Origin of the sequence: Streptomyces solincola (assembly GCF_002982015.1) — a bacterium.
GTDB classification, from domain to species: domain Bacteria; phylum Actinomycetota; class Actinomycetes; order Streptomycetales; family Streptomycetaceae; genus Streptomyces; species Streptomyces solincola.
Genome location: NZ_PVLV01000085.1, coordinates 49,437 through 74,569 on the forward strand (window position 1 = coordinate 49,437; position 25,133 = coordinate 74,569).

21 protein-coding genes, 1 tRNA gene and 1 pseudogene are annotated in these 25,133 nt (G+C 72.0%); 10 read left to right on the top strand and 13 right to left on the bottom strand.

The window, feature by feature from the left end; all coding sequences use genetic code 11:
* Positions 1-303: 303 nt before the first annotated feature.
* The gene (locus C6N75_RS06435) at positions 304-1,806 is read left to right on the top strand and encodes a LacI family DNA-binding transcriptional regulator (protein ID WP_105867866.1); all 1,503 of its coding nucleotides are present in this window, start codon (positions 304-306) and stop codon (positions 1,804-1,806) included.
* A gap of 11 nt (positions 1,807-1,817) precedes the next feature.
* Here C6N75_RS06435 and C6N75_RS06440 read toward each other — a convergent pair whose 3' ends face one another.
* From C6N75_RS06440 to C6N75_RS06460, 5 genes are all read right to left on the bottom strand, one after another.
* Complete coding sequence (locus C6N75_RS06440; RefSeq protein WP_105867887.1) at positions 1,818-2,603, bottom strand: helix-turn-helix domain-containing protein; 786 nt, start codon at positions 2,601-2,603, stop codon at positions 1,818-1,820.
* 119 nt (positions 2,604-2,722) lie between these two features.
* A complete protein-coding gene (locus C6N75_RS06445; protein WP_105867867.1) occupies positions 2,723-3,412 on the bottom strand; it encodes a DUF488 family protein, N3 subclade in 690 nt (229 codons plus the stop codon).
* A gap of 260 nt (positions 3,413-3,672) precedes the next feature.
* Positions 3,673-3,746 (bottom strand) — tRNA-Pro (locus C6N75_RS06450).
* Positions 3,747-3,774: 28 nt separating this feature from the next.
* Positions 3,775-4,539, bottom strand: a complete 765-nt coding sequence (locus C6N75_RS06455; RefSeq protein ID WP_105867868.1) for a Pr6Pr family membrane protein — start codon at positions 4,537-4,539, stop codon at positions 3,775-3,777.
* 104 nt (positions 4,540-4,643) lie between these two features.
* On the bottom strand, positions 4,644-5,588 hold the full coding sequence (locus C6N75_RS06460; protein ID WP_105867869.1) for a metallophosphoesterase: 945 nt from the start codon (positions 5,586-5,588) through the stop codon (positions 4,644-4,646).
* 139 nt (positions 5,589-5,727) lie between these two features.
* On the opposite strand from C6N75_RS06460, the gene C6N75_RS06465 reads away from it, so the two are divergent.
* A complete protein-coding gene (locus C6N75_RS06465; protein ID WP_105867870.1) occupies positions 5,728-6,192 on the top strand; it encodes a GatB/YqeY domain-containing protein in 465 nt (154 codons plus the stop codon).
* Positions 6,193-6,382: 190 nt separating this feature from the next.
* Here C6N75_RS06465 and C6N75_RS06470 read toward each other — a convergent pair whose 3' ends face one another.
* The gene (locus tag C6N75_RS06470; RefSeq protein WP_105867871.1) at positions 6,383-8,626 is read right to left on the bottom strand and encodes a transglycosylase domain-containing protein; all 2,244 of its coding nucleotides are present in this window, start codon (positions 8,624-8,626) and stop codon (positions 6,383-6,385) included.
* Positions 8,627-9,222: 596 nt separating this feature from the next.
* On the opposite strand from C6N75_RS06470, the gene C6N75_RS06480 reads away from it, so the two are divergent.
* Entirely contained in the window at positions 9,223-9,567 is a 345-nt protein-coding gene (locus C6N75_RS06480) for a WhiB family transcriptional regulator (protein WP_181160367.1), read from the top strand.
* A gap of 47 nt (positions 9,568-9,614) precedes the next feature.
* Here the strand turns inward: C6N75_RS06480 and C6N75_RS06485 are convergent, their stop codons facing one another.
* Together C6N75_RS06485 and C6N75_RS06490 are read right to left on the bottom strand one after the other, a co-directional pair.
* The gene (locus C6N75_RS06485; protein ID WP_258177259.1) at positions 9,615-11,015 is read right to left on the bottom strand and encodes an ArsA family ATPase; all 1,401 of its coding nucleotides are present in this window, start codon (positions 11,013-11,015) and stop codon (positions 9,615-9,617) included.
* A gap of 17 nt (positions 11,016-11,032) precedes the next feature.
* On the bottom strand, positions 11,033-11,998 hold the full coding sequence (locus C6N75_RS06490; RefSeq protein ID WP_105867873.1) for an ArsA family ATPase: 966 nt from the start codon (positions 11,996-11,998) through the stop codon (positions 11,033-11,035).
* 124 nt (positions 11,999-12,122) lie between these two features.
* On the opposite strand from C6N75_RS06490, the gene C6N75_RS06495 reads away from it, so the two are divergent.
* The 4 genes from C6N75_RS06495 (at position 12,123) to C6N75_RS06510 (ending at position 14,706) form a co-directional block, all read left to right on the top strand.
* Positions 12,123-12,281 (top strand): DUF4177 domain-containing protein, encoded by a 159-nt coding sequence (locus C6N75_RS06495; protein ID WP_019992579.1) that lies wholly within the window; start codon positions 12,123-12,125, stop codon positions 12,279-12,281.
* On the top strand, positions 12,278-12,748 hold the full coding sequence (locus C6N75_RS06500; protein ID WP_105867874.1) for a RidA family protein: 471 nt from the start codon (positions 12,278-12,280) through the stop codon (positions 12,746-12,748). The genes C6N75_RS06495 and C6N75_RS06500 overlap by 4 nt, the downstream gene beginning before the upstream one ends.
* A gap of 228 nt (positions 12,749-12,976) precedes the next feature.
* A complete protein-coding gene (locus C6N75_RS06505; protein ID WP_105867875.1) occupies positions 12,977-13,879 on the top strand; it encodes an NUDIX hydrolase in 903 nt (300 codons plus the stop codon).
* Positions 13,876-14,706 (top strand): MBL fold metallo-hydrolase, encoded by an 831-nt coding sequence (locus C6N75_RS06510; protein ID WP_105867876.1) that lies wholly within the window; start codon positions 13,876-13,878, stop codon positions 14,704-14,706. The genes C6N75_RS06505 and C6N75_RS06510 overlap by 4 nt, the downstream gene beginning before the upstream one ends.
* Before the next feature lie 33 nt (positions 14,707-14,739).
* Here C6N75_RS06510 and C6N75_RS06515 read toward each other — a convergent pair.
* Positions 14,740-15,303 (bottom strand): annotated as a pseudogene (locus tag C6N75_RS06515) (Crp/Fnr family transcriptional regulator); the annotation flags it as partial.
* 416 nt (positions 15,304-15,719) lie between these two features.
* Here C6N75_RS06515 and nth point away from each other — a divergent pair.
* From nth to C6N75_RS06530, 3 genes are all read left to right on the top strand, one after another.
* Positions 15,720-16,697 carry an endonuclease III gene (gene nth, locus C6N75_RS06520; protein ID WP_407703198.1) on the top strand — a complete coding sequence of 326 codons (978 nt, stop codon included), beginning with the start codon at positions 15,720-15,722 and terminating at the stop codon, positions 16,695-16,697.
* 132 nt (positions 16,698-16,829) lie between these two features.
* Positions 16,830-17,621 carry an NUDIX hydrolase gene (locus tag C6N75_RS06525; protein WP_258177263.1) on the top strand — a complete coding sequence of 264 codons (792 nt, stop codon included), beginning with the start codon at positions 16,830-16,832 and terminating at the stop codon, positions 17,619-17,621.
* 134 nt (positions 17,622-17,755) lie between these two features.
* Positions 17,756-18,952: a MarP family serine protease gene (locus tag C6N75_RS06530; protein WP_105867878.1), complete on the top strand. Its 1,197-nt coding sequence runs from the start codon at positions 17,756-17,758 to the stop codon at positions 18,950-18,952.
* 352 nt (positions 18,953-19,304) lie between these two features.
* Here C6N75_RS06530 and C6N75_RS06535 read toward each other — a convergent pair whose 3' ends face one another.
* From C6N75_RS06535 to acs, 4 genes are all read right to left on the bottom strand, one after another.
* Positions 19,305-20,276, bottom strand: a complete 972-nt coding sequence (locus C6N75_RS06535; RefSeq protein WP_105867879.1) for an alpha/beta fold hydrolase — start codon at positions 20,274-20,276, stop codon at positions 19,305-19,307.
* Complete coding sequence (locus C6N75_RS06540; RefSeq protein ID WP_105867880.1) at positions 20,273-20,869, bottom strand: phage holin family protein; 597 nt, start codon at positions 20,867-20,869, stop codon at positions 20,273-20,275. The genes C6N75_RS06535 and C6N75_RS06540 overlap by 4 nt, the downstream gene beginning before the upstream one ends.
* 324 nt (positions 20,870-21,193) lie before the next feature.
* A complete protein-coding gene (nhaA, locus tag C6N75_RS06545; RefSeq protein ID WP_219852849.1) occupies positions 21,194-22,648 on the bottom strand; it encodes a Na+/H+ antiporter NhaA in 1,455 nt (484 codons plus the stop codon).
* Positions 22,649-23,017: 369 nt separating this feature from the next.
* Positions 23,018-24,973, bottom strand: a complete 1,956-nt coding sequence (acs, locus tag C6N75_RS06550; protein WP_105867881.1) for an acetate--CoA ligase — start codon at positions 24,971-24,973, stop codon at positions 23,018-23,020.
* Positions 24,974-25,133 lie beyond the last annotated feature (160 nt).

Sequence of the window (25,133 nt, forward strand, 5' to 3'; positions counted from 1 at the left end):
TCCGTCTGGTGGGTCAAAGAGCGCGCCCGGCGTCGGCTCATTCCCTTCACGTACGTGGGCGGCGCCTATCGCTTCACGGCGGAACACGTTGTAGAAATAGTGCGGCTCCACGAGGAATTTCCTTCACGTGCCCCGCGACGGCCTGCGCCTCGCCTCTCAGCCCCCGTGTCCATCGCGCGCGAGCCCGGCGCCGCCTCGTCCGGACCCGCGCTCACCGCACGGCCACCGCGTCGGCTGCTCAAGGCCCAGTCCCAGTACGACATCACCGCCTAGACAGCCCCAGCGAGAGAAGGGAGGCAACACTTGGGATACGCGGAGAAGCGCAGCACCTACTGGCGGGGCCGCTACAAGCTCGCCGACGGCAAGTACGGCACCGTCTCCGACCCGACGGGCGCCGTGGTCAAGTTCGCCACCAAGCGGGAGGCCAAGCAAGCAGCCGACGCTGAGGAGGTCGCCGTCCGGCGTGGTGAATGGCGGGACCCCGCAGCCGGCCAGGAAACCTTCGGTGAGTACGCCAGCCGCTGGTACGCCGACCAGGACCTCGCGGCGTCCACCATGCAGAACTACCGGCGTCACATCGAGGAACACCTCCTCCCCACCTTCGCGGACAAGTCCCTCTCCGGCATCCTCCGCTCGGACGTGGAGCGCTGGGAGAAGGCGGAGAAGGCCGTGTACGCGCCCTCCAGCGTGAAAACTTGGCGCTCGACCCTGCACCTCATCCTCGAGGACGCGATCGACGAGGGCCTGATCGCATCCAACCCCGCCGCCCGACGGCGGGGACGCGGCAAGCGTGCCGGCCGCTCCCGCGACCGCGGCCCCGAGAAGGTCATCACCGACCCGCTCGGTGCCCTGCTGATCGCCGAGCGGGCGGCCCTGCTCTCCGGGCGGGACGACGAGTTCGTGGCGGTAATCCTCAAGACGTACACCGGCATGCGGTGGGGCGAGATCGTCGGCCTGGAGACGGAGTTCGCGCGCCCCGGAATCGTCCGCGTCGAGTGGCAGCTGTACGAACTCGATTCCGGCGAGCTGGTGCGCGTACCGCCGAAGGACGACAGCTACCGCACCATCGACGCCACGGACTGGCTGTCCGCCCTCGTCGCCGACCACATCGCCCGTACGAAGCCCGTGCCGTGCCCCTGCCACGGTAAGATTTACGTCTTCCGAGGCCAGGGCGCCGCCCGCACCAGCGGACACGGCGGCGCGAAGCTCGTCGACGTCGCCCGCCGCGCCGGAGTCTCCACCGGCACGGTCTCCAACGTGCTCAACCACCCCGAGCGCGTACGAGAGGAGACCCGCGTCCGCGTCGAACTCGCCGTCGCCGAGCTCGCCTTCGTACGCAACGCGGCCCCCTCCCAGGAGGCTGCTCACTGGCGCCGCAACGGCTTCGCCACCTGGCTCTTCCAGCCGGCCGCCACCGGCTGGTATCCGAAGAAGGCACCTCAGGAGCCGCGCCCCGTGCCGCTGCTCGGCGAGCCGTGGCCAGGCGTCCCGGTCCGCGGCCGGAACGCGAGCCAGCGGGCCGATGCCTGCTGGCTCCCCGTTGCCAAGGGCCTCACCCCGCACGGCCTGCGTCATTCCCACCGCACGCTCATGGAGGACCTCGGCACGGAGAAGGTCCTCATGGACGAGCGCATGGGCCACCTCGACGGCTCCGTCTCGGCTCGCTACGCACATGTGACTCCGGGCATGCGCCGCCGTCTCCTCGCCGGCCTGACCAACCAGTGGGAGGCGGCCCTCGACGCTCGCCGCGCGATGCACCCGCGGTCCCCGGTGCAGGTGCTGGACCGCCTCCTCGCCGCGCGCTGAGGAGGGGACCCTCACACGGAGAACAGGTCGTCCTGAACGAAGTCGACGACGTTCCGCTGGGGATAGAAGAGCCCCAGCAGCATGAACGTGCGAGGATGTGCCGCGATGTTGCCAACGAAGCAGTGGATCGCCCGATCGGGGGTGACCATGCGGTCGAACCAGCGCTCGCGCAGTTTGTCCAGGACGGCCTGCTCGCCGTAGGTGCGCCGGAATTTCCGGTAGGACTCGCCGGCCTCCCAGTCCTTGAGCCCCATGTCGTGCCCCGTGCAGGCGTCGTCCGCGCAGCGGAAGCGATAGCGGAACTCGAACGGCACCCACTCCAAGCGCCGCAAATCTTGATCGAACAGGTCCAGCTGGTCCGCGAGGGCGGCCTTCGCAGCGGGCCACGGCTCCGCCTCCGACAGCCGGAAGTCGATGATCTCCGCCGGTCGGAAGATGCCGAGCGAGGTCCCCTTGGCCTCCTGGTCGCGCTTGATAGCACAGAGCGATCGCGCGACGAGCGGCTCGACGTACGAGTACCGCTGCTTCCAGCCGTCGGAAGACGGAACCTGCTCGATGACCTTTAGCGTGTCGAGATCGGGCCGCAGGCTCTCGGGGCGCCTGTCCCTGTGGTGAGGGCGGACGTCGACCTCGACGATCGAGTACTTCTTGAACTGCGCGCCCTGCTCCAACAGCCGGAACGGGACCGGAAAGAGCCGCACATGCTGCGGGCGCCCCTGGTCCAACCGGATGCCGGCCACACAGCTCGTCTCACGGTACTTCGACGACAGTTCCGGATACGTCTTGACCGTGATCATGATCCTGGCACGCTGCCGGCCATCGGCCATGCTGTCCCCCTCCCCTGAATCGCCCTGGTTCAGATGGGAAGGGAGCGCCCGTAGTCGGTCAAGACCGACGACACGGGGAGTGGCAGGGATCAGGCCAGCGGTCGCACGTCCACCGCGGCCCGCTTGCGGACCGTGTCCAGGACGACCTTGCGGTGGCAGCGCTCCTCGTCCTTCTCGAAGCACAGCACCGCCACACGAGAGTGTGCTGCGTGCTCAGCCAGGCGATCGAGGTCCGTCTGTGCCTCGTCGGAGCGCAGGATGCTGCGGAACCGGGCGCGTCCCACGCTCACGCGGCCGTCCCAGAACGGAGCCCGGTTGTCCTTCGGGTTCCCCAACGCACGCAGGTGGGTGTACTCGATGCCGGCCTCGGCGAGCGCCTGCCCGAGGCGGGTCTTGCTGAAGCCGGGCTTGCGGCTGATCGGCGTGAGCCGTACGTCGGCAACCACCTGGATGTCGCTATCCAGGAGGGAGGAGACGAAGGAGCCGATGTCGCGACCCTCGTAACCCGCGGACCAGAGCCCAGGCGTCGGCTTCGCCTGTCGGAAGAGCTCCTCCAGCGATACGTCCAGGGCTTCCGCGATGTCGCCGACCGTGAAGAAACTCGGCTGGATCGCTCCCTCGCTCTCCAGCCGCCTCAGGGTGCTCGTGCCGACTCCTGCCTCTTTGGCAAGACGCTCCACCGACCATCCACGCTCTTCGCGCAGGGACCGGATCCGCCGTGCGAGCGCTCGGGCCCGGGAGGCGTGGTCGGAGCTGTTCGCGGAGAGTCGAGCGGCCATGGGCGGTGATCCTAACGGGGTGCGAACCATGTCGTCTTGCCGTCCTGGGGGAGAAGCACGTTTCCGGTCGGTGAGAGGTGGCGATTCACGAACGCACAGGAGGATCGGACGTCACGGCTGCGCCATCCACTCCCCACAGTGCACCTTCCTGGGAGACCCCGACCAAGATCGTCTCCCAGATTTCTCCCAAACGATCTACAAAGCCAGTCAGGGGCCTGATTCGATCTCTCGAATCAGGCCCCTGACCTGGTACTTCTCTGTCGGGGTGGCGGGATTTGAACCCACGACCTCTTCGTCCCGAACGAAGCGCGCTGCCAAGCTGCGCCACACCCCGATGTCGCCGTGTCTCTCGGCGACGTCGTTTACTTTAGCCCACCGGAGCCCGGAGGCGAAATCCGGTTCCCGGGCTCGCCCAGGGCGGGGCGGAGGCGGTCGAGGCCGATCAGGAGGAGGCCGAGGGCCAGGAAGAACGCGCCGAGCAGGGCGGCGTCGGCCAGGGCGGCGCCGTAGCCGTGCGCTTCGACGTCGAGGAAGGGATACGGGTAGCGGGCGACCGTGCCGGGGGAGAGGGCGGCGCCGCGGATGAGGACGAAGGCCAGGTAGGCGGCGGGGTAGAGGAGCCAGAGCGCGGCGTGGCGGGGGCGCAGGCCGCCGGGGCGGGTGAGCAGCAGCCAGTCGGCGAGCACGGCGAGCGGGGTCACCGTGTGCAGGAGCTGGTCGGCGACCGCGTGCCGGCCGGCGTCCGAGCCGGTCATCGAGAAGGGGGCGGCCGCGTCGGAGAGCAGGACGTGGTAGACGAGGCCGGTGACCAGGACGTAGAGGAGGGCGGCGGTGGTGAGGGCGGGCGGCAGGGGCATGCGGCCGGACCAGGCGCGCCGGGCGGAGAGCGCCAGGACGACGGCCACCAGCAGGTTGGACTGGACGGTGAAGTAGGAGAACACCCTGCCCGGATCCGCCAGGGACAGGTCGATGCCGACGCCGGTGGCGGCCGCCAGCGCGATCAGCAGACGGAAGACGGCGGCGTACCGGCGGCGTACGGGAGGAGGGACGACCGCGGAGGCGGGCACCTGCGTCGAGGAGGAGGCCGTGTACGCGGTCGAGTACGGGCGCGAGTGCGGGTCGAACATCACTCCACGGTACGAAACGCCGTACGAGTGGTCGTGCCCATGGTCGTACGACGGGTCCCGGCGGGGGAGGGGCGGGCCGCCGGGGCGCGAAGGGGACTGCCGGGCTACTGGTCCTTCGGGGTGAGGGTGAGCAGGGTCGCCTCCGGGGGGCAGGCGAAGCGGACCGGGGTGTACCGGTTGGTGCCACAGCCCGCGGAGACGTGCAGGTAGGAGGTGTGGCCGCCGGCCTGGTGGGTGGAGAGGCCCTTGACCCGGTCGGTGTCCAGGTCGCAGTTGGTCACCAGTGCCCCGTAGAAGGGGATGCAGAGCTGTCCGCCGTGGGTGTGGCCGGCTAGGACCAGCGGGTAGCCGTCGCCGGTGAAGGCGTCCAGGGAGCGCAGATAGGGGGCGTGGACGACGCCGATCGACAGGTCGGCGTCCGGGTCCGGGCCGCCGGCGACCTGCTCGTAGCGGTCGCGCTTGATGTGCGGGTCGTCCAGCCCGGTGAAGGCCAGCTCCAGGCCGTCCAGCTTCAGCTTGCCCCGGGTGTTGGTGAGGTCCAGCCAGCCGGCCGCGTCGAAGGCGTCCCGGATTCCCTCCCAGGGGTTGTGGACGACGCCGACGGCGGGTGCGTTGCCACCGTTGAGGCCGTGCCGCCCCTGGGCCTTCTCGATGAGGTAGCGGGCCGGATTGCGCAGCTTGGGCCCGTAGTAGTCGTTGGAGCCGAAGACGTAGACGCCGGGGAACTCCATCAGGGGGCCCAGGGCGTCCAGCACCTCCGGCACGCCCTCGGGGTCTGACAGGTTGTCACCGGTGTTGACCACGACGTCCGGACGGAGGCCGGCGAGGGACTGGAGCCAGGCGCGCTTCTTGCGCTGGCCGCGGACCATGTGGATGTCCGACACCTGGAGTACGCGCAGGGGCCGGGTCCCGGCGGGCAGGACGGGGACGCTGATCCGGCGGAGCCGGAACGAGCGGGCCTCGAACCCGGCCGCGTAGGCCAGCCCGGCGGCGCCGGCCGCCGCGATGCCTGCGGTGATCTTCAGGGGGACTCCGTATCGCGCGCGCATACGGCCATCGTCCCAGAAGTCCCGAGGACTCGAATACCCGGAGATCCCCAGGATCCGGGGACTCCGAAGGCCTGAGCGTCAGGAGGTGCGGGGGAAATGGGCGGGCGGGGGGCGGTGCGCACCTGACACACTTGTCCGTATGACCACGCTCAAGGCCAAGCTGCACGAAGACCTCACCGCGGCGATCAAGGCACGGGACGAGCTGCGCTCCTCGACGCTGCGGCTCACCATCGCCGCCGTCAGCAAGGAGGAGGTCGCCGGCAAGCAGGCGCGCGAACTCTCCGACGACGAGGTGCAGAAGGTGATCGCCCGCGAGGCGAAGAAGCGCCGGGAGGCGGCCGACGCCTTCGCCCAGGGCGGTCGGAGCGAGCAGGCCGAGCGGGAGCGCGCCGAGGGCGTGGTGCTGGACGAGTACCTGCCGAAGCAGCTCGGCGACGACGAGCTGCGGGAGATCGTCGCCCAGGCCGTCGAGGAGGCGCGGGCCGGCGGCGCCGAGGGGCCGCGCGCCATGGGCGCCGTGATGAAGATCGTGAATCCGAAGGTGGCCGGGCGCGCCGAGGGCGGCCGGGTGGCGGCGACCGTCAAGCAGCTCCTCGCCGGCTGACGGCCGCCTGGGAGGACGCGAGACAAGAGGCACGAGACACGCGAGGACGCCCCCGCCATCGGTCGAGACCGGTGGCGGGGGCGCCCTTGTGTCGGTGCGGGACGGCGTACGCGGTCGTCAGCCGCCGGCGCCGCCGATCACGTCCGGCGGGAGGGTGATCCCGTCGACGGGGGAGCGACCGTCGCCGCGGTCAACCGCGGTCCCAGTCGAACCAGCCGCCGTCGTCGTCGCCACGACCGCCGTTGCCACCGCCGCCGTTGCCACCGCCGCCGTTGCCACCGTTGCCACGGCCGCCGTTGCCACGGTCGCCGGGCTTGGCGTCGTCCGACGGGGAGCGGCTCGGGTCGGGCTGGTCGCTCTTGGACGGGGCGTCGGGGATGGACACGCCGCTGAAGTCGGGCGCTCCCTTGCCTTCCAGCGCGCCCGTCATGGCGTCCCGCCAGATCGGTCCCGGTACCTGACCACCGAAGACCTTCTCGTGGTACTCCCCGCCGATGCGGATGTACTCCATCTTCACCGACTGCGTCGGGCTGCCGACCCAGACCGCCCCGGACAGGTTCGGGGTGTAGCCGACGAACCAGGCGTTCTTGCGGAAGTCGGTGGTACCGGTCTTGCCCGCGTTGTCCCGGCCGGACAGGCCGGCCTGCTGGCCCGTACCGGAGTCGACCACTCCGCCGAGCAGCTGGTTGATGGTGTCGGCCGTCTTCTCCGACATCGCCCGGGAGCAGCTCGTCTTCGGCACGGCCAGGCTCTTGCCGTCCGCCGTCTTGATCGACTCGATCGCGACCGGGGTGCAGTAGGTGCCCCGGTTGGCGAAGGCCGCGTAGGCGTTGGCCATGGTCAGCGGGGACATGCCGTCGGAGCCGAGGGTGAGGGTGGAGGGCTCCTCGGGGAGCTTCTTGCCGTTGCCCATCACCACGCCGAGCTTGTCGGTCATCTCCACGACCGGGCACATGCCGATGTCGCCGAGCATCTGCACGAAGTAGGTGTTGACCGACATCTCCATGGCCTCACGGAGCGGGTACGGGCCGACCTCCTTCTCGTTCTCGTTCTCCAGCTTCTGCGAGCCGTTGTAGTTCCGCCACGGCTCACCGCTGCACTTCGCGATGTTGTCCGGGTAGGGCATTTCGTACGGCGCCGGGTACACCTGGTTGGCCGGCTTGCCCTGCTCTATGGCCGCGGCCGCGACGAACGGCTTGAACGTCGAACCGACCGGGAAGCCGTAGTTCGAGCCGCCCATGGAGTGGTTGACCGAGTAGTTGATCTGGGTCTCGTTCTTCCCGAAGCCGTACGGCTTGGACTGGCCCATCGCCAGCACCTTGCCGCTGCCCGGCTCGACCATGGTCACCGCGGTGGCGACCTTGTCGTTCTGGTAGACGTGGTCCTTGATCGACTCCTGGGCCGACTTCTGCGCCTTCGGGTCCAGGGTGGTGCGGATGGTCAGACCGCCCTGGTTCCAGACCTTGCCGCGCTCCTCGCGGGTCTTGCCGAAGACCGGGTCGGAGAGGAAGACCTCGCGCACGTAGTCGCAGAAGAAGCCGGCGCCGTCCACGGCGGTGATGCAGCCGTTCGCGGGTCGGCTGACCTTCAGCTTGATGGGCGTCGCTTGGGCCTCCTCGGCCTCGGCGGCGCTGATGTCGCCGACCGCCGCCATCCGCGCCAGCACGGTGTTGCGGCGCTTGGTGGCCATGTCGACGTCGCTGACCGGGTCGTACTTGCTCGGTTGCTGGACGAGGCCGGCCAGCATCGCCGACTCGGGGAGGTCGAGGTCCTTGGCGGGCTTGGAGAAGAACCGCTGGGCCGCCGCCTCGATCCCGTAGGCCTGCTGGCCGAAGAAGGTGATGTTGAGGTAGTTCTCCAGGATCTTCTTCTTGCCCAGCTCCTCCTCGACCTGGATCGCGTACTTCAGCTCCTGGATCTTGCGGCCGAGGGTCTTCTGCTGGGCCTCGGCGACCTTGTCCGGGTCGTCGCCTGCCTCCTCCACGAAGACGTTCTTCACGTACTGCTGGGTCAGCGTGGAGGCGCCCTGGGCGGCGCCGCCGGACTGGGCGTTGCGGTTGACCGCGCGCAGCACGCCCTTGAGGTCGATCGCCCCGTGCTCGTAGAAGCGCGAGTCCTCGATGGCGATGATCGCCTTCTGCATGTACGGGGAGATGTCCTTGAGCTCCACCACCGTGCGGTCACGGCTGTAGACGGTGGCGATCTGGCCGCCCTGGGCGTCCAGGATCGTGGTGCGCTGGCTCAGCGGGGGGTGCTTCATATTGGCCGGGATCTCGTCGAAACCCTGGACCGTGCCCTTCGCCGCGAGTCCGAACAGACCGGCGGCGGGCAGGGCGAGTCCGGCCAGGACGGCTCCGGACAGCACGCTGACCCCGAGGAACTTGGCGGCCTGCTGGGTCCCGGTCAGACCCCCGCCCGAGCGCTTTTTTGGCATGACCGAAGCCTAATCCGTCGTCCACGCCGTTCCGAGGGAGCAGGGGCCTTGACGCGGCCTGGAGGGCGAATAGGTACCGGATCGGAACATCGCGAGACCGGAACGTTGCCGGGGACGGGGTGCGCGGTCTCGGCACGGGCCTCGGTGCGGGGCCGCGGTGCGGGGCTCTCGCTACGGGGGTGGGGAAACGCCGGACAGGGGGCAAGGCGTTGGCCTAAGCTGGTCCGGACCGCATGCGCGCGGCATGTCGACGCGCCTCGGTCCGCTCCTTCCGACCCCCGCCGTGCCCCGTTCACGCCGGTCGGGCGGCGCGCTCGCACGGACGGGTTCCCGCCCCCGTCCCGCCCGCCGGTGAGGCGCCGGTAGGGCGGAGGGCGCGGGTACCGCAGGAGCTTAGGTGAGGAACCGTCACTTCCGCTCCTGACTCACTCCCCTGGGTGATCTATCGCGCACACATAGTCCGTTCGGGCCATTCAAGATTGGGCCCCTCGGGGGTGTTGCCATCTGCCCACTTTCCGTAACGTCCTCAACTGGTAGCGGTGAATATGCCGCAACCGCCGTGGGGGAGCCTCGATTCGGGAGAGGACGGCGCCGGTATGGGCTGGGTAGCTGACTGGAGTGCGCAGGCCGCCTGCCGCACCACCGATCCGGACGAACTTTTCGTGCAGGGAGCGGCGCAGAACCGGGCCAAGGCAGTGTGCACCGGCTGCCCGGTGCGGACGGAGTGCCTCGCGGACGCCCTGGACAACCGCGTCGAGTTCGGCGTGTGGGGGGGAATGACGGAGCGCGAGCGGCGGGCGCTGCTGCGCCGGCGGCCCACCGTCACCTCGTGGCGGCGCCTGCTGGAGACGGCGCGGACGGAGTACGAGCGGAGCGCCGGCATCCTGCCCGTGGCGCTGGAGGACGACGAGACGTACGAGGAGTACGCGGCGGTCGGCTGACCCCCGCGCCCACTGCCTGACCAGGGGTCGTGCCGGGCGGGGGCTCCTCAGCCCCCGGCCCCGGCAGCCAGTCGGTCGCCGATCGCGCGCAGGCCGTCCAGGTCGTGCACGTCACCGGGCAGGGCGGGCACCGCGGTCACCGGCACCTCCGGGTGGAGCGAGGCGAAGCGGTCGCGGGTGCGCTGCTCGCGCGCCATCACCTGCATCCGCTCGGCGTGCAGATGGAGCAGGCCCGCGGCCAGTCGCGCCGAGTCGGCCGGTACGCCGTCCGAGGAGGGGGCGTCGGCGGTGGGGGCCTCGGAGCCTTCGTCCGGCCCGGGTGACCGGGGCTCGGCGAGGCCGTCGCGTTCCAGCACCTCGGCCGCGGCCAGGGCCCGCTCGGCGGTGAGGGCGTGCGCGCCGGTGCCGTGCACGCGGTTGAGGACCAGCCCGGCCAGCGGCATGCGCTCCGCCCGCAGCCGCTCCACGAAGTACGCCGCCTCCCGCAACGCGTCCGGCTCCGGTGCGGCCACCACCAGGAAGGCTGTGCCGGGGGCCTGGAGCAGCCGGTAGGTGGCGTCCGCCCGGGTGCGGAAGCCGCCGAACATGGTGTCCATCGCGGCCACGAAGGTCTGGATGTCCTGGAGGAACTGACCCCCCAGCAGTTTCCCGAGCGTTCCGGTCATCATGGACATGCTGGCGTTGAGGAACTTCATGCCGGCCCGGCCGCCCGCCTTCGCCGGCGCCATCAGCAGCTTGATGAACCGTCCGTCGAGGAAAGAGCCGAGACGTTTCGGCGCGTCCAGGAAGTCCAGCGCCGAGCGGGACGGCGGGGTGTCCACGATGATCAGGTCCCACTCGTCCCGGGCGCGCAACTGGCCGAGCTTCTCCATCGCCATGTACTCCTGCGTGCCCGCGAACCCGGCCGACAGGGACTGGTAGAAGGGGTTGCCCAGGATGGCGGCGGCCCGGTCGGGATCGGCGTGCGCCTCGACGATCTCGTCGAAGGTCCGCTTCATGTCCAGCATCATGGCGTGCAGTTCGCCGCGGTTGCCCGCCTGGTCGCCCTCGCTGCTGCCGCGGTTGCCCGCGGGGTTGCCAACGGCGCCGGCGCTGACGGCTGCGGTGTTGCCATTGCTGTCGCCGCTGTCGCCGCCGTGGCCGCCGTCGCCGGCGGTGTTGCCGTCGCCGTCGCCGCCGTTGCCCTCAGGGGTGCCCACGCCGTCCACGCGGCGCGGGACGTTGTCGAGCTGGTCGATGCCCATGGACTGGGCCAGTCGGCGGGCCGGGTCGATGGTCAGCACCACCACCCGGCGGCCGCGCTCGGCCGCCCGTACGCCCAGGGCCGCCGCGGTCGTCGTCTTGCCGACCCCGCCCGCACCGCAGCACACCACGATCCGGGTCGCCGGGTCGTCGAGCAGCGGATCGAGCTCCAGACCGGGCGCGCCCTCCCACGCGGTGTCCGCCACGGCAGCCGCCTCCGTCCTCACGCGCCCACCCCGAGTTTCCGCAGCTTCCGCGCCAACTGGTAGATGCCGGCGATGTCCGCGCCCTCCCCGAGGAAGGGCAGTTCGTACGTCGGGACCCGCAGCTTCGCCAGGGTCTCGCGCTGCTCCCGCTCCAGGGCCACCCGCTGGGCGTGCTCGGCGGCCTCCGCCAGCAGCGGGCCGACCAGCTTCTCCGCGCCGGGCAGGCCCGCCGCGGTCAGCGCCCGGGTGATCTCCTCCCGGTGGTCGCCGCCGGCCGCCCGTACCGCGTCCTCGTCCAGGACGTGCGGACGGACCATGTTGACCAGCACGCCGCCCACCGGCAGGTCCGCGTCCCGCAGCTCGGCGATGCCGTCCGCGGTCTCCTGCACCGGCATCTCCTCCAGCAGTGTCACCAGGTGGACGGCCGTCTGCGGCGACTTCAGCACCCGCATCACGGCCTGCGCCTGGTTGTGTATCGGGCCGATCCGCGCCAGCCCCGCCACCTCGTCGTTGACGTTGAGGAAACGGGTGATCCGGCCCGTGGGCGGCGCGTCCATGATCACGTGGTGGTACGCGGGCTCGCCCGTGCGGCGGTCCCGGCGGCGTACCGCCTCGCACGCCTTGCCGGTCAGCAGCACGTCCCGCACACCGGGGGCGACCGTGGTCGCGAAGTCGATCGCGCCCAGCTTCTTCAGCGCGCGGCCGGCCGAGCCGAGCTTGTAGAACATCTGGAGGTAGTCCAGCAGCGCCTTCTCGGCGTCGATGGCGAGCGCGTACACCTCCCCGCCGCCCGGAGCGACCGCGATCTTGCGCTCCTCGTAGGGGAGCGCCTCCGTCCCGAAGAGCTGGGCGATGCCCTGCCTGCCTTCCACCTCCACCAGAAGGGTCCGCTTGCCCTCCTCGGCGAGGGCGAGCGCGAGGGCGGCGGCGACCGTCGTCTTACCGGTACCGCCCTTGCCGCTGACGACCTGGAGCCTGCTCACGCCATCGAGCCTAACCAGTCGGGTCCCGGCCCAATCAGGAGCCCGACCGTTTCGGGTACGGGCCGGGGCACGGGGGTCGCCCGGGGTGCGGGGGGCTTCCCGGGCAACGGCTACAGTCGGCTCCATGACCAAGTGGGAATACGCGACCGTGCCCCTTCTCGTGCACGCGACCAAGCAGATCCTGGATACCTGGGGCGAGGACGGCTGGGAGCTCGTCCAGGTCGTGCCCGGGCCGAACAACCCCGAGCAGCTCGTGGCCTACCTGAAGCGGGAGAAGCCGTGAGCGGGCGGGTCGAGGCGGCGCTCGCCGAGCTGGGCCTGACCCTGCCGGACGTGGTGCCGCCGCTCGCCGCCTACCAGCCGGCGGTACGCAGCGGGGTGTACGTCTACACCGCCGGCCAGCTTCCCATCGTGGACGGCAAGCTGCCGGTCACCGGCAAGGTCGGCGGCGAGGTCACCGCCGAGGAGGCGCACGGCCTGGCCCGGATCTGCGCGCTGAACGCGCTGGCCGCCGTCAAGTCGGTGGCCGGGGACCTGGACCGGATCGCCCGCGTGGTGAAGGTCGTGGGCTTCGTCGCCTCGGCGCCCGACTTCACCGGCCAGCCCGGCGTCCTCAACGGCGCCAGCGAGCTGCTCGGCCGGGTGCTCGGCGACAAGGGCGTGCACGCGCGCAGCGCGGTCGGCGTCACGGTGCTGCCGCTGGACTCGCCGGTCGAGGTCGAGATCCAGGTCGAGCTCGCACAGGACTGAGCGCCCGGAGGCGGACGGCGGTGACCTGCGCCCACGGTCCGCCCCGCCCGCCCCTTCTCGTCCCTTCCCGCGCCGGACACGGCCGCGTCGTCTGTCCGTGGTGACCACCACGGGCGCTCGACGCGGCCGTTTCGCGTACCGGGGCGCGGATGTCCGCAGGTGCGGGGGCCTGCGGGGCCGGACCTGTCCCCCCTCGAACATCACGGCGAATGCGCATAGGCTCCGGCCATGTCCAATGGTCAGTGGTATCCGCCCGAATGGCCCGAGCGCATCAGGGCGCTGGCCGCCGGCGAGCTGGCGGTCGCCGCGCCCCGGCGGGCCGCGACCGTGATGCTGCTGCGCGACGGCGGCCGGGGCCGGCCCGAGGTGCACATGCTGCGGCGGCGCACCACCATGGCCTTCGCCGGCGGCGCGTACGCCTATCCGGGCGGCGGCGTCGACCCGCGCGACGAGCAGCCGGTCCGCTGGGCCGGCCCGTCGCCCGACGCCTGGGCGGACCGGCTCGGGGTGGCCGCGCCCGCCGAGGCGCAGGCGGTCGTGTGCGCGGCGGTCCGGGAGACCTTCGAGGAGTCCGGGGTCCTGCTCGCCGGGCCGACCGCGGCGGGCGTCGTCGAGGACACCACCGGGGACGACTGGGAGGCCGACCGCGCCGCCCTCGTCGCCCGGGAGCTGGCCTTCGCCGACTTCCTGGACCGGCGCGGGCTCGTGCTGCGCTCCGACCTGCTGGGCGCCTGGGCGCGGTGGATCACCCCCGAGTTCGAGCCGCGCCGCTTCGACACCTGGTTCTTCGTCGCCGCGCTGCCGGCCGGGCAGCGCACCCGGGACGCCGACGCCGCCGACTGTGCCGCCGAGGCCGACCGCACGGTGTGGACCGGCCCGGACCAGGCCGCGGCCGGCTACGACCGGGGGGAACTGCTGATGATGCCGCCGACCATCGCGACGCTGCGCTCCCTGGAGCCCTACCGCTCGCCCGCCGAGGCGCTGGCCGCGGCCGGGAGGCGGGACCTCACCCCCGTACTCGCGCAGGCGAGGCTGGAGGGGGAGCAGGTGGTGCTGAGCTGGCCGGGGCACGAGGAGTTCACCAAGCTGGTGCCGGCCGCCGGCGCCGCGGACGGGGGGAGCGCCGGATGACCGGGGCCGCCGCCCTGCCCGGGCAGCCGCGCGGGACCGTGGTCAGCGGCGCCGCCACCGAGCGGGCCGTCAACATCCTGGCGCCCAACCCGTCGCCGATGACGCTGGACGGCACCAACACCTGGCTGCTGTCCGAGCCGGACTCGCCGCTGGCCGTCGTCGTGGATCCCGGGCCGCTGGACGAGGGCCATCTGCGGGCGGTCGTGGACACCGCGGAACGGCTCGGCAAGCGGATCGCGCTCACCCTGCTCACCCACGGGCACGCCGACCACGCCGAGGGCGCGGGGCGGTTCGCCGAACTGACCGGGTCGAAGGTGCGGGCCCTGGACCCGGCGCTGCGGCTCGGCGACGAGGGACTGCGGGCCGGCCAGGCGGTCCGGGTCGGCGGTCTCGAGCTGCGGGTGGTCCCCACGCCGGGGCACACCGCCGACTCGCTGAGCTTCCACCTGCCCGCCGACCGCGCGGTGCTCACCGGGGACACCATCCTGGGGCGCGGTACGACGATGGTGGCGCATCCCGACGGCCGGCTCGGCGACTACCTGGACTCGCTGCGCAGGCTGCGGTCGCTGACCGTGGACGACGGCGTGCGCACCGTGCTGCCGGGGCACGGCCCGGTGCTGGAGGACGCCCAGGGCGCGGTCGAGTTCTATCTGGCGCACCGGGCCAGCCGGCTCGCGCAGGTGGAGACGGCGGTCGAGGACGGCTACCGGACCGCCTCGGAGGTCGTCGCGCATGTGTACGCGGACGTCGACCGGACGCTGTGGCCCGCGGCCGAGCTGTCGGTCCGCGCCCAGCTCGAGTACCTGGGCGAGCACGGGCTGATCTGAGGCCCGGCGTAGGACCGCACACGCGGGAGGNNCGCGGGAGGCGCCGACCAACTGGGCCAGCTCCTCCTGGGTCAGGTCGTGCACCACGTGGATGCCCTCCTCCGACTGCACGCCGAAGCGGCGGGAGAGGTCGAGCAGCGCGCGGGCCACCCGGCCGGGCACGTCGGAGAAGACCAGGTCGGACATCTGGTCGTTGGTCTTGCGCAGCCGCCGGGCGACCGCGCGCAGCAGGGCGCTGGCGACCTCCGGGCGGGCGTTCAGCCAGGGCTGGAGGTCGTTGTGGCCCAGGCCGAGCAGCTTGACCTCGGTCAGCGCGGAGGCGGTGGCCGTCCGCGGTCCCGGGTCGAACAGGGACAGCTCACCGATCAGCTCGCCGGGGCCGAGGACGGCCAGCATGTTCTCCCGGCCGTCGGGCGAGGTGCGGTGCAGCTTCACCTTGCCGTCGGTCACCACGTAGAGGCGGTCACCCGGGTCGCCCTCGTGGAAGAGGGCGTCGCCACGGGCGAGCGTCGCCTCACTCATCGAGGCGCGCAGCTCCGCGGCCTGCTCGTCATCGAGCGCCGCGAAGAGCGGGGCGCGCCGCAGAACGTCGTCCACGAATCTCTCCTATGTCGACCTGCTCAGGGACGTCGGATCCCATGATGCCGGACGGTAAAACAGTGCGATCAATCACAACAAGTTTGACGCACTGGTACGCGTGTCCGTGCGGCAGGGGCCCGATTGGGTCCTGATCACCGATGCCCGGGGCGGACGAGGGTGGCGGCGCATAGGCTGACGGAGTGCCCAACGCGCCGGTGGGGACGCGGGTCCCGGCGGACCTGCCGGTCGCGCCCGAACGGAATTCCGCCGTGGGCGAACACCTGTCGGACGCGCGCCGATATCGCATCAAAATGGACAAATTGCCGGAAGGGGTCCACCTGGTGTGAAGCGGGCGGCCGGTGGGGAAGGCGGAAAGCCGGACGGTCGTGGGAGCGGGTGGGCGACGCATGACGGCAAGCGCGGAGGAGACGGGCGTGACCGAGGGGTCTGAACAGGCCGAGGCGACGGCTGCCGACAAGAAGGCGACGGCCAGGGCGACCGGTAAGGCAACGGGTAGGGCGACGGCCAAGGCGACCGTTAAGGAAACGGCCAAGGCAACCGGCAAGGCGACGCCTGCCGCCAAGAAGGCGACGAAGGCAACGCCTGCCGGCAAGAAGGCGACGGCCAAGGCGACGGGCAAGCCCGAGTCGCACCTGGCCATGGTGCGCCGGGCCCGCAAGATCTACCGCGAGCTGGGCGAGGTCTACCCGTACGCCCATCCCGAGCTGGACTTCCGCAACCCCTTCGAGCTGCTCGTGGCCACGGTGCTGTCCGCCCAGACCACCGACCTCCGGGTCAACCAGACCACCCCCCGGGTGTTCGCCGCCTACCCGACGCCCGAGGACCTGGCCGCCGCGGTGCCCGAGGAACTGGAGGAGCTGATCCGGCCCACCGGCTTCTTCCGCGCCAAGGCCCGGTCCCTGCTCGGGCTGTCCGCGGCGCTGCGGGACCGCTTCGACGGCGAGGTGCCGGGCAGGCTGGAGGACCTGGTCACCCTGCCGGGCGTGGGCCGCAAGACCGCGAACGTCGTCCTGGGCAACGCCTACGGCGTCCCGGGCATCACCGTGGACACCCACTTCGGGCGGCTGGTCCGCCGCTGGCGCTGGACCGAGAAGGACGACCCGGAGAAGGTCGAGGCGGACGTCGCCGCCATCTTCCCCGCGTCGGACTGGACGGAGCTGTCGCACCGGGTGATCTTCCACGGCCGCCGGATCTGCCACGCCCGCAGGCCGGCCTGCGGCGCCTGCCCGATCGCGCCGCTCTGCCCCTCGTACGGGGAGGGGGAGACGGACCCAGACAAGGCGGCCAAGCTCCTGAAGTACGAGAAGGGCGGCTTCCCGGGCCAGCGCCTCTCGCCGCCCCCGGACTACCCTGGCCTGCCGGCCCCGCCCCTCGGCGGGTCCGAGCGGTGAGCCGGTCCAGCAGACCGGAAACGGCGACGACCGGCGTACCGCACGGTGTGTCGCACCGAGGAACGAAAGGGCGACCGAAGGGCGTTGGACAGGCCGGGGGTGCCGATGACGCATGACGACCACCGGGGCGAGCTGAGCCGCGCCGCCGTGTCCGCCGCCGTCCGCGGGGCTGCGGCCGGCCGGACCCAGGACGCCGGCCGTACCGGCGGCTCCCCGCGGGAGGCTGCCGCGGCCCCCCTCCCCGAAGTCCCCGGCCTGCCCGCCGTACGGGTGACCGACGAAGGGTTGCCCAGCTGGCTGGAGCCGGTTGCCAAGGCCGCGCGCACCGTTTCCCCCGAGCAACTGAGCCGTTTCCTGCCGCCGGAGACCGGTGGGCGGCAGGCCGCCGTGCTGATCCTGTTCGGCGAGGGCCCGCGCGGCCCCGAGCTGCTGCTGATGGAGCGGGCGGGCACCCTGCGTTCGCACGCCGGGCAGCCGTCCTTCCCCGGCGGGGCGCTGGACCCGGAGGACGGCCCGCCGGAGGACGGCGGCCTGCTGCGCGCCGCACTGCGCGAGGCCGAGGAGGAGACCGGGCTCGAACCCGCCGGCGTGCAGGTCTTCGGGGTGCTGCCCCGCCTCTACATCCCGGTCAGCGCCTTCGTCGTCACGCCCGTCCTCGGCTGGTGGCGCCGACCCAGCCCGTTCCACGCCGTCGACCCGGCCGAGACCGCCCGCGTCTTCACGGTCCCGGTGGCCGACCTCGCCGACCCGGCCCACCGGGCGACCACCGTCCACCCCAGCGGCTACCGCGGGCCCGGTTTCCAGGTCGAGTCGACGCTGGTGTGGGGGTTCACCGCCGGGCTGATCGACCGCATCCTGCACTACGCCGGGTGGGAGCGGCCCTGGGACCGCGAGCGGTGCGTCCCGCTGGACTGGGGTTCATGACGCGCGCGGCGCGCAGGTCGGCGCGCATGACAGGCTGGCGCCAGTCCGCCACCTGACAACCGACATCTGTCCGACCCATCCGGGCTCCGGGGGCGATCGGGGCGGCCGGAGACGAATCTGCGAGGCTAACGACGGTGAACGTGCTCGACATTGTGCTGCTGGTCGCCGCCGTGTGGTTCGCGATCGTGGGATACCGCCAGGGGTTCGTGGTCGGCATCCTCTCGGTCATCGGATTCCTGGGCGGCGGCCTCATCGCCGTCTACCTCCTGCCGCTGGTCTGGCGGCCGCTCACCGGCGACGCCGAGGTGTCCACCACCGCCGCGATCGTCGCCGTGGTGATCGTGATCGTCGTCGCCTCGGTCGGCCAGGCCCTCACCACCCACCTGGGCAACAAGCTCCGGCGGCACATCACCTGGTCGCCCGCCCGGGCGTTGGACGCCACCGGCGGGGCGCTGGTCAACGTGGTGGCGATGCTGCTGGTCGCCTGGCTGATCGGGTCCCTGCTGGCCGGCACCTCCCTGCCGTTCGGCAAGGAGGTGCGCAACTCCAAGGTCCTGCTCGGGGTTGCCCGGGTGGTGCCGGCCGAGGCGACGACCTGGTTCGACGACTTCTCCTCCGTGCTGGCGCGCAACGGCTTCCCGCAGGTGTTCAGCCCGTTCGCCAATGAGCCGATCACCGAGGTCCGGCCGCCCGACCCGGCGCTGGTCGGCAGCCCGGTGGCCGCCCGCGCCCAGCGTTCCATCGTCAAGGTCGTCGGCACCGCCCCGAGCTGCGGCAAGGTCCTGGAGGGCACCGGCTTCGTCTTCGCCGAGCGCCGGGTGATGACCAACGCGCACGTGGTGGGCGGTGTGGACGAGCCGACCGTGCAGCTCGGCGGCGAGGGCCGGCGCTACGACGCCCGGGTGGTGCTCTACGACTGGCAGCGCGACATCGCCGTCCTGGACGTACCCGACCTGGACGCCACGCCGCTTCAGTTCACCGAGAGCGACGCGCGCAGCGGCGACAGCGCGATCGTCGCCGGCTTCCCGGAGAACGGCGCCTACGACGTGCGCTCGGCCCGGGTACGCGGCCGGATCAACGCCAACGGCCCGGACATCTACCACCGCGGGCAGGTCCGCCGTGACGTGTACTCGCTGTACGCGACGGTCCGCCAGGGCAACTCCGGCGGACCGCTGCTCACCCCGGACGGCAAGGTCTACGGGGTGATCTTCGCGCGGTCGCTGGACGACGCGAGCACCGGCTACGCGCTGACGCTCGACGAGATCCGCGAGGACGTTCGGCTCGGCCGCACCGCCGCCCAGCAGGTGGACAGCCAGGGCTGCGCCCTCTGAGGCCGACCCGAAGCCCGCCGGCGGCCCGGACCGGCGCCGGCCGGTCTAGCTGCGCGAGTGGCGGAGCCGGGCGGACACCCACCGCGCCCGGCGGCGGAGGATGCGGGAGATCCCGAGGCGGGGGTCGGAGCCCTGGCCCCGGCGGCCGCTTCTCGGGGGGATCGGCTCGGAGGCCGAGCGGCGATGAGGTACTGCGTCAGCGTAGTCGTGCGTCCAGCCCATACCCCGACGTGTGCCCGGCCCCCATGGTCGGTAACCGCTTGACGAACCGCCAATCGGCGTATGCGCCCGGCAAGTGGCCGACGGCGTCTCCTTGACGATCGGCCGGGCGCCGAAGTGGGCAGGTGGCGGGTCAGCGGTCGGGCTCGGGGTCCTTCAGCCAGTTGACCAGTTCCGTGGAGAACGCCGCCGGGTCCTCCTCGTGCGGGAAGTGGCCGAGCCCGTCGAACAGCCGCCACCGGTACGGCGCCTCCACGTACTCGCCCGAACCGGCCGCGCTGCGGGTGCGCATCGCCGGGTCGAGCGACCCGTGCAGGTGGAGCGTCGGCACCCGTACCGGCCGCTTCATCCGGCGGTTGAACTGGAAGCCGTCCGGCCGGCCCAGCGAGCGCACCATCCAGCGGTACGGCTCGATCGAGCAGTGCGCGGTGGAGGGGATGAGCATCGCCCGCCGGTACGTCCCGACCGCGTCCTCGTCGGGCAGCTTCGGCCCGGACCAGTCGCGGATCAGCTCCCCGACCAACTCGCCGTCGTTCGCGGTCAGTCGGCGCTCCGGCAGCCACGGGCGCTGGAAACCCCAGATGTGGGAGCCGGCGCGGGACTGGGCGAAGTCCGACAGCATCGAGGAGCGCCAGCGGCGCGGGTGGGGCATCGAGGACACCGCGAGCCGCCGCACCAGCTTCGGCCGCATCACCGCCGCCGTCCAGGCGAGATAGCCGCCGAGGTCATGGCCGACCAGCGCGGCGTCCGGCTCCCCGAGCGAGCGGACGACACCGGTGATGTCGAGGGCCAGGTTGGCCGGGTCGTAGCCGCGCGGGGTGCGGTCGCTGCCGCCGACCCCGCGCAGGTCCATCGCCACGGCCCGGAACCCCGCCTCGGCCAGCGCGGGCAACTGGTGCCGCCAGGTCCACCAGAACTGCGGGAAACCGTGCAGCAGGAGGACGAGCGGCCCCTCGCCCATCTCGGCGATGTGGAAACGCGCCCCGTTGGCGGCCACGTCGCGGTGGGTCCAGGGACCGTCGATGCGTACGGGACCGCCGCCGTTGCCGTTTCCTTGGCCGGCGGCGCTGCTGCCGCCGGCGTTGCTGCTCTCGGGGACCGTCATGCAGATGAGCGTCCCACAGTCCGCGCGTCGCTCCCGCCGCCGGCGGCCGATCCGGCGGGCAGCGGGCGGGCGTCGGCCGGCACGGCGGTGAGCGGCTTCATGTCGGCCGCCACCGGAGCGAGTGGGGCCGTGCGCGGGTGCGGCTTGGCGTTGCCCAGGATCGCCGCGCTCTGCTTGGCCGAGTTCATCGACCGCTCCGGCGGCTTGACCTTCTTGAACTTCGTCACCGCCAGCAGTGCCAGCAATCCGGCCAGCACCAGGAAGGCCGCGCCCACGATCAGGAACGACCAGGCCAGGCCGAGGCCCAGGTTGTGGATGCCGTACGCCGCGGCGAAGCTCAGCACGGGCAGCGAGAACAGGGCGAGCACGCCCGCGACGCTGACCGCCGCCCCGCCCGTCGCGCCGCGCTTGACGTCCTGCCGCAGCTCGGCCTTGGCCAGCGCGATCTCGTCGTGCATCAGCGCGGACAGCTCGGCGGTCGCCGACGCGACGAGCTGACCGAGGCTGCGCTCGGCTCCGAACGCCTTGCCGCCGGACGCATCGTCGCGGAACGCCTCGTGGCCGGCTGCCTCGTTGCCGACGGGGTGGCTCATCGTCGCTCCCTCATCTCTCCCGGAGTGCGGTGGTGTGCAGGTCCTGGCGCCGTACGGGTGTACGGCCCTCAGCCCCGGTGTCCCGAACCGTTCCCAGGAACCCGTTCCGGAACCGCGGGGCGGCGGTCCGACCTCAGATCATGCCGGACGGGTCCGCTAGATCATGCCGGACGGGTCCGGTGACCGCCCCGGAGGGGACCGCCCGCCCCGGTCGACGACCACGTCGGTCGGGTCCGGCGACGGCGCAGGAGGGCCGGCCGTGCCGGCCCGGGGCGACCGGTCGACCTGGCCGGCGCGCGGTTCGGAGCTCACACGCTCACACGCTCACGTCGTACGCCGCCGGTCGCCGTCGCGGGTCGCCGCCTCCGCCCCGCCTTCCGCCCGGGCCGCCGCCCCGGCCCCCTTCGCGGCCTCGGCCGCCTCCGTGACCTCGGCCGCGTCGGCCGGCCGGCCGCGCTCGGCCGCCTCGGCGAGCCTGCGGTGCGCCGCGGCCTTCTCCTCGTACAGCGCCGCCATCCGCCGGTGGTGCTCCGGGTCGTCCTGCTCGTAGACGTCCGGCACGCCGCTGCGGTCCTCGTCGCGCTCCTCCTCCTCGTACAGCGCCCGGTACCTGCGCACCCGCAGCCGCAGCAGCACCGTCGCGAGGAGCGCCGCGATCAGCGAGCCGACCAGCACGGCCGCCTTGACCTCGGCGGTGGTCGCGGGGTCGTCCGCGAAGGCGAGTTCACCGATCAGCAGCGAGACCGTGAAGCCGATGCCGGCCAGCGAGGCGAGCGCCAGCACGTCGCCCCAGTCCAGCTCCTCGTTGAGCGACGCCCGGGTGAAGCGCGCCGCCAGCCAGGTGCCGCCGAAGACGCCGACCGTCTTGCCGACCACCAGTCCGAGGACCACGCCGAGCGTCTCCGGGCGGGTGAAGACCTCGGCGAGTGCGCCCCCGGCGAGCGGCACCCCGGCCGAGAAGAGCGCGAACAGCGGTACGGCGAGCCCCGCCGAGAAGGGCCGGATCAGGTGCTCGACCCGCTCACCCGGCGACTGCTCCTCGCCGTCTTGGCGGTGGCAGCGCAGCATCAGGCCCATGGCGACACCGGCGATGGTGGCGTGGACGCCGCTGTTGTACATCAGCGCCCAGTTGACCAGGGCCAGCGGCACGTACACGTACCAGCCGCGCACCCCGGCCCGCCTCAGGAACCAGAACAGCACCAGACCGGCGACCGCGCCGCCGAGCGCGGCGAAGTCCAGGTCGCCGGTGAAGAACACCGCGATGATCAGGATCGCGAACAGGTCGTCGACCACGGCCAGCGTCAGGAGGAAGGCGCGCAGCGCCGACGGCAGCGAGGTGCCGATGACCGCGAGCACGGCGAGGGCGAAGGCGATGTCGGTGGCGGTGGGCACCGCCCAGCCGCCGAGCGCGCCGCCGCCGACGGCGTTGGTCAGGACGTAGACCAGGGCCGGCACGGCCATGCCGCACAGCGCGGCGACCACCGGCAGCGCGGCGGCCTTGGGGTCGCGCAGCTCCCCGGCGACCAGCTCCCGCTTCAGCTCGATGCCCGCGACGAAGAAGAAGACGGTGAGCAGACCGTCGGCCGCCCAGTGCTGCACGGAGAGGTCGAGCCCCAGCGCGGCGGGACCGAGATGGGCGTCGCGCACCGCCTCGTAGCTGCCGGACAGCGGGGAGTTCGCCCAGACCAGCGCGGCGATGGCGGCGACGAGGAGGAGCAGCCCGCCGACGGTCTCGGTGCGCAGCGCGTCGGCGAGGTAGTTCCGCTCGGGAAGCGGCAGCCGGCCGAGGAACGCCCGGGCGCCGGTGCCGGTGCCGGTGCCCGATCCGGTGCCGGTGCCCGATCCGGTGTCGGTGCCGGATCCGGGCTTGCCGGGCTCGGGCGTGCCGGGACCGGGGCCGCCTTCGGGCGTACGGGACTGGTGGGCGGTCACGGTGAGGGCCTCCGGGCAGAGTGCGGGCAGGGCGAAGCAACCGCCGACCAGACTTCCCGGCACACCTGTTGTCACGTATCCGTCGCGAGGCGCCCTTCGCCCCCGGCCGTACTGACCTGGGACTCCTGAGTGCGCTCTGCCCCCACCGTACCCGGCGGAACGCGGCGGCGCCCGGCCCGCCGGCCCTCCAGGTGACCGGCGGGCGGGGGGGCGCGCTCAGTCCTCGCTGGCGGCGCTCGGCAGCTTGGACTGGATGAGGTCCATCACGGAGGAGTCGGTGAGCGTGGTGACGTCACCGAGCTGACGGTTCTCCGCGACGTCCCGCAGCAGCCGTCGCATGATCTTGCCGGACCGGGTCTTGGGCAGCTCGGCGACCGGCAGGACGCGCTTGGGCTTGGCGATCGGGCCGAGCGTGGCGCCCACGTGGTCGCGCAGCTCGCCCACGAGTGCATCGTCCTCGCTGGCGGTGCCGCGCAGGATGACGAAGGCCACGATCGCCTGGCCGGTCGTCTCGTCGGCGGCGCCGACGACGGCCGCCTCGGCCACCTTGGGGTGCGAGACGAGCGCCGACTCGACCTCGGTGGTGGAGATGTTGTGGCCGGAGACCAGCATGACGTCGTCCACCCGGCCGAGCAGCCAGATGTCGCCGTCGTCGTCCTTCTTCGCGCCGTCGCCCGCGAAGTACTTGCCCTCGAAGCGCGACCAGTAGGTGTCGATGAACCGCTGGTCGTCGCCCCAGATGGTGCGCAGCATCGACGGCCACGGCTCGGTCAGGACGAGGTAGCCGCCGCCTCCGTTCGGCACCTCGTTGGCCTCGTCGTCCACGACGGTGGCCGAGATGCCGGGCAGCGGGGTCTGCGCGGAGCCCGGCTTGGTCTCGGTGACGCCGGGCAGCGGCGAGATCATCATCGCGCCGGTCTCGGTCTGCCACCAGGTGTCGACGACCGGGGTCTTGCCGGCGCCGATGTTCTCCCGGTACCAGATCCATGCCTCGGGGTTGATCGGCTCGCCGACCGAGCCCAGCACGCGGAGGCTGGACAGGTCGAACTTGGCGGGGATCTCGTCGCCCCACTTCATGAAGGTGCGGATCGCGGTCGGCGCGGTGTAGAGGATGGTGACGCCGTACTTCTGCACGATCTCCCAGAACCGCCCCTGGTGCGGGGTGTCCGGGGTGCCCTCGTACATCACCTGGGTCGCGCCGTTGGCCAGCGGCCCGTACACGATGTACGAGTGGCCGGTCACCCAGCCGATGTCGGCGGTGCACCAGTAGACGTCGGTCTCCGGCTTGAGGTCGAAGACGGCGTGGTGGGTGTAGGCGGCCTGGGTGAGGTAGCCGCCGGAGGTGTGCAGGATGCCCTTGGGCTTACCCGTCGTCCCCGAGGTGTAGAGGATGAACAGCGGGTGCTCGGCGTCGAACGCCTCGGGGGTGTGCTCCGCGGACTGGCGGCCGACCAGCTCGTGCCACCACACGTCCCGGCCCTCGGTGAACGCGGTGTCCTGCCCGGTCCGGCGCACCACCAGAACGTGCTCGACCTGCGGGCACTTGGCGACCGCCTCGTCGATGGCGGGCTTGAGGGCGGAGGGCTTGCCGCGCCGGTAGCCGCCGTCGGCGGTGATGACGATCCGGGCGTCGGCGTCCTGGATGCGGGAGGCGACGGCGTCCGCGGAGAACCCTCCGAAGACGACCGAGTGGGCGGCGCCGATGCGGGCGCAGGCCAGCATCGCGACGGCGGCCTCGGGGACCATCGGCAGGTAGACCGCGACCCGGTCGCCCTTGCGGACGCCCAGCTCGGTCAGTGCGTTGGCCGCCCGGGAGACCTCGTCCTTCAGTTCGGCGTAGGTGATGGCCCGGCTGTCGCCCGGCTCGCCCTCGAAGTGGATGGCGACCCGGTCGCCGTGCCCGGCGTCGACGTGCCGGTCCACGCAGTTGTACGCCACGTTCAGCTTGCCGTCGGCGAACCACTTGGCGAACGGCGGGTTCGACCAGTCCAGGGTCTCGGTCGGCTCGGTGTCCCAACTGAGGCGACGCGCCTGCTCGGCCCAGAAGCCGAGCCGGTCCGCCGTGGCCTGCTCGTACGCGCCCGCCGTCACGTTGGCGTCCGCGGCCAGCTCGGCGGGCGGAGCGAACCGCCGTTCCTCCTTGAGGAGGTTGGCCAGGCTTTCGTTGCTCACGACATCTCCCGTTCTCAGGGCCGTCCTATGTGTCCCAGCCCATAGCTCATCAGCCGAATGCCGTGGTGACAAGAGCTTCCCACCGATTGGTTTAGACCTATTGAGTCGCCACCCGGGCCGCCGGCGGCCCGGGTGGCGACTCAATAGGTCTAAACCAATC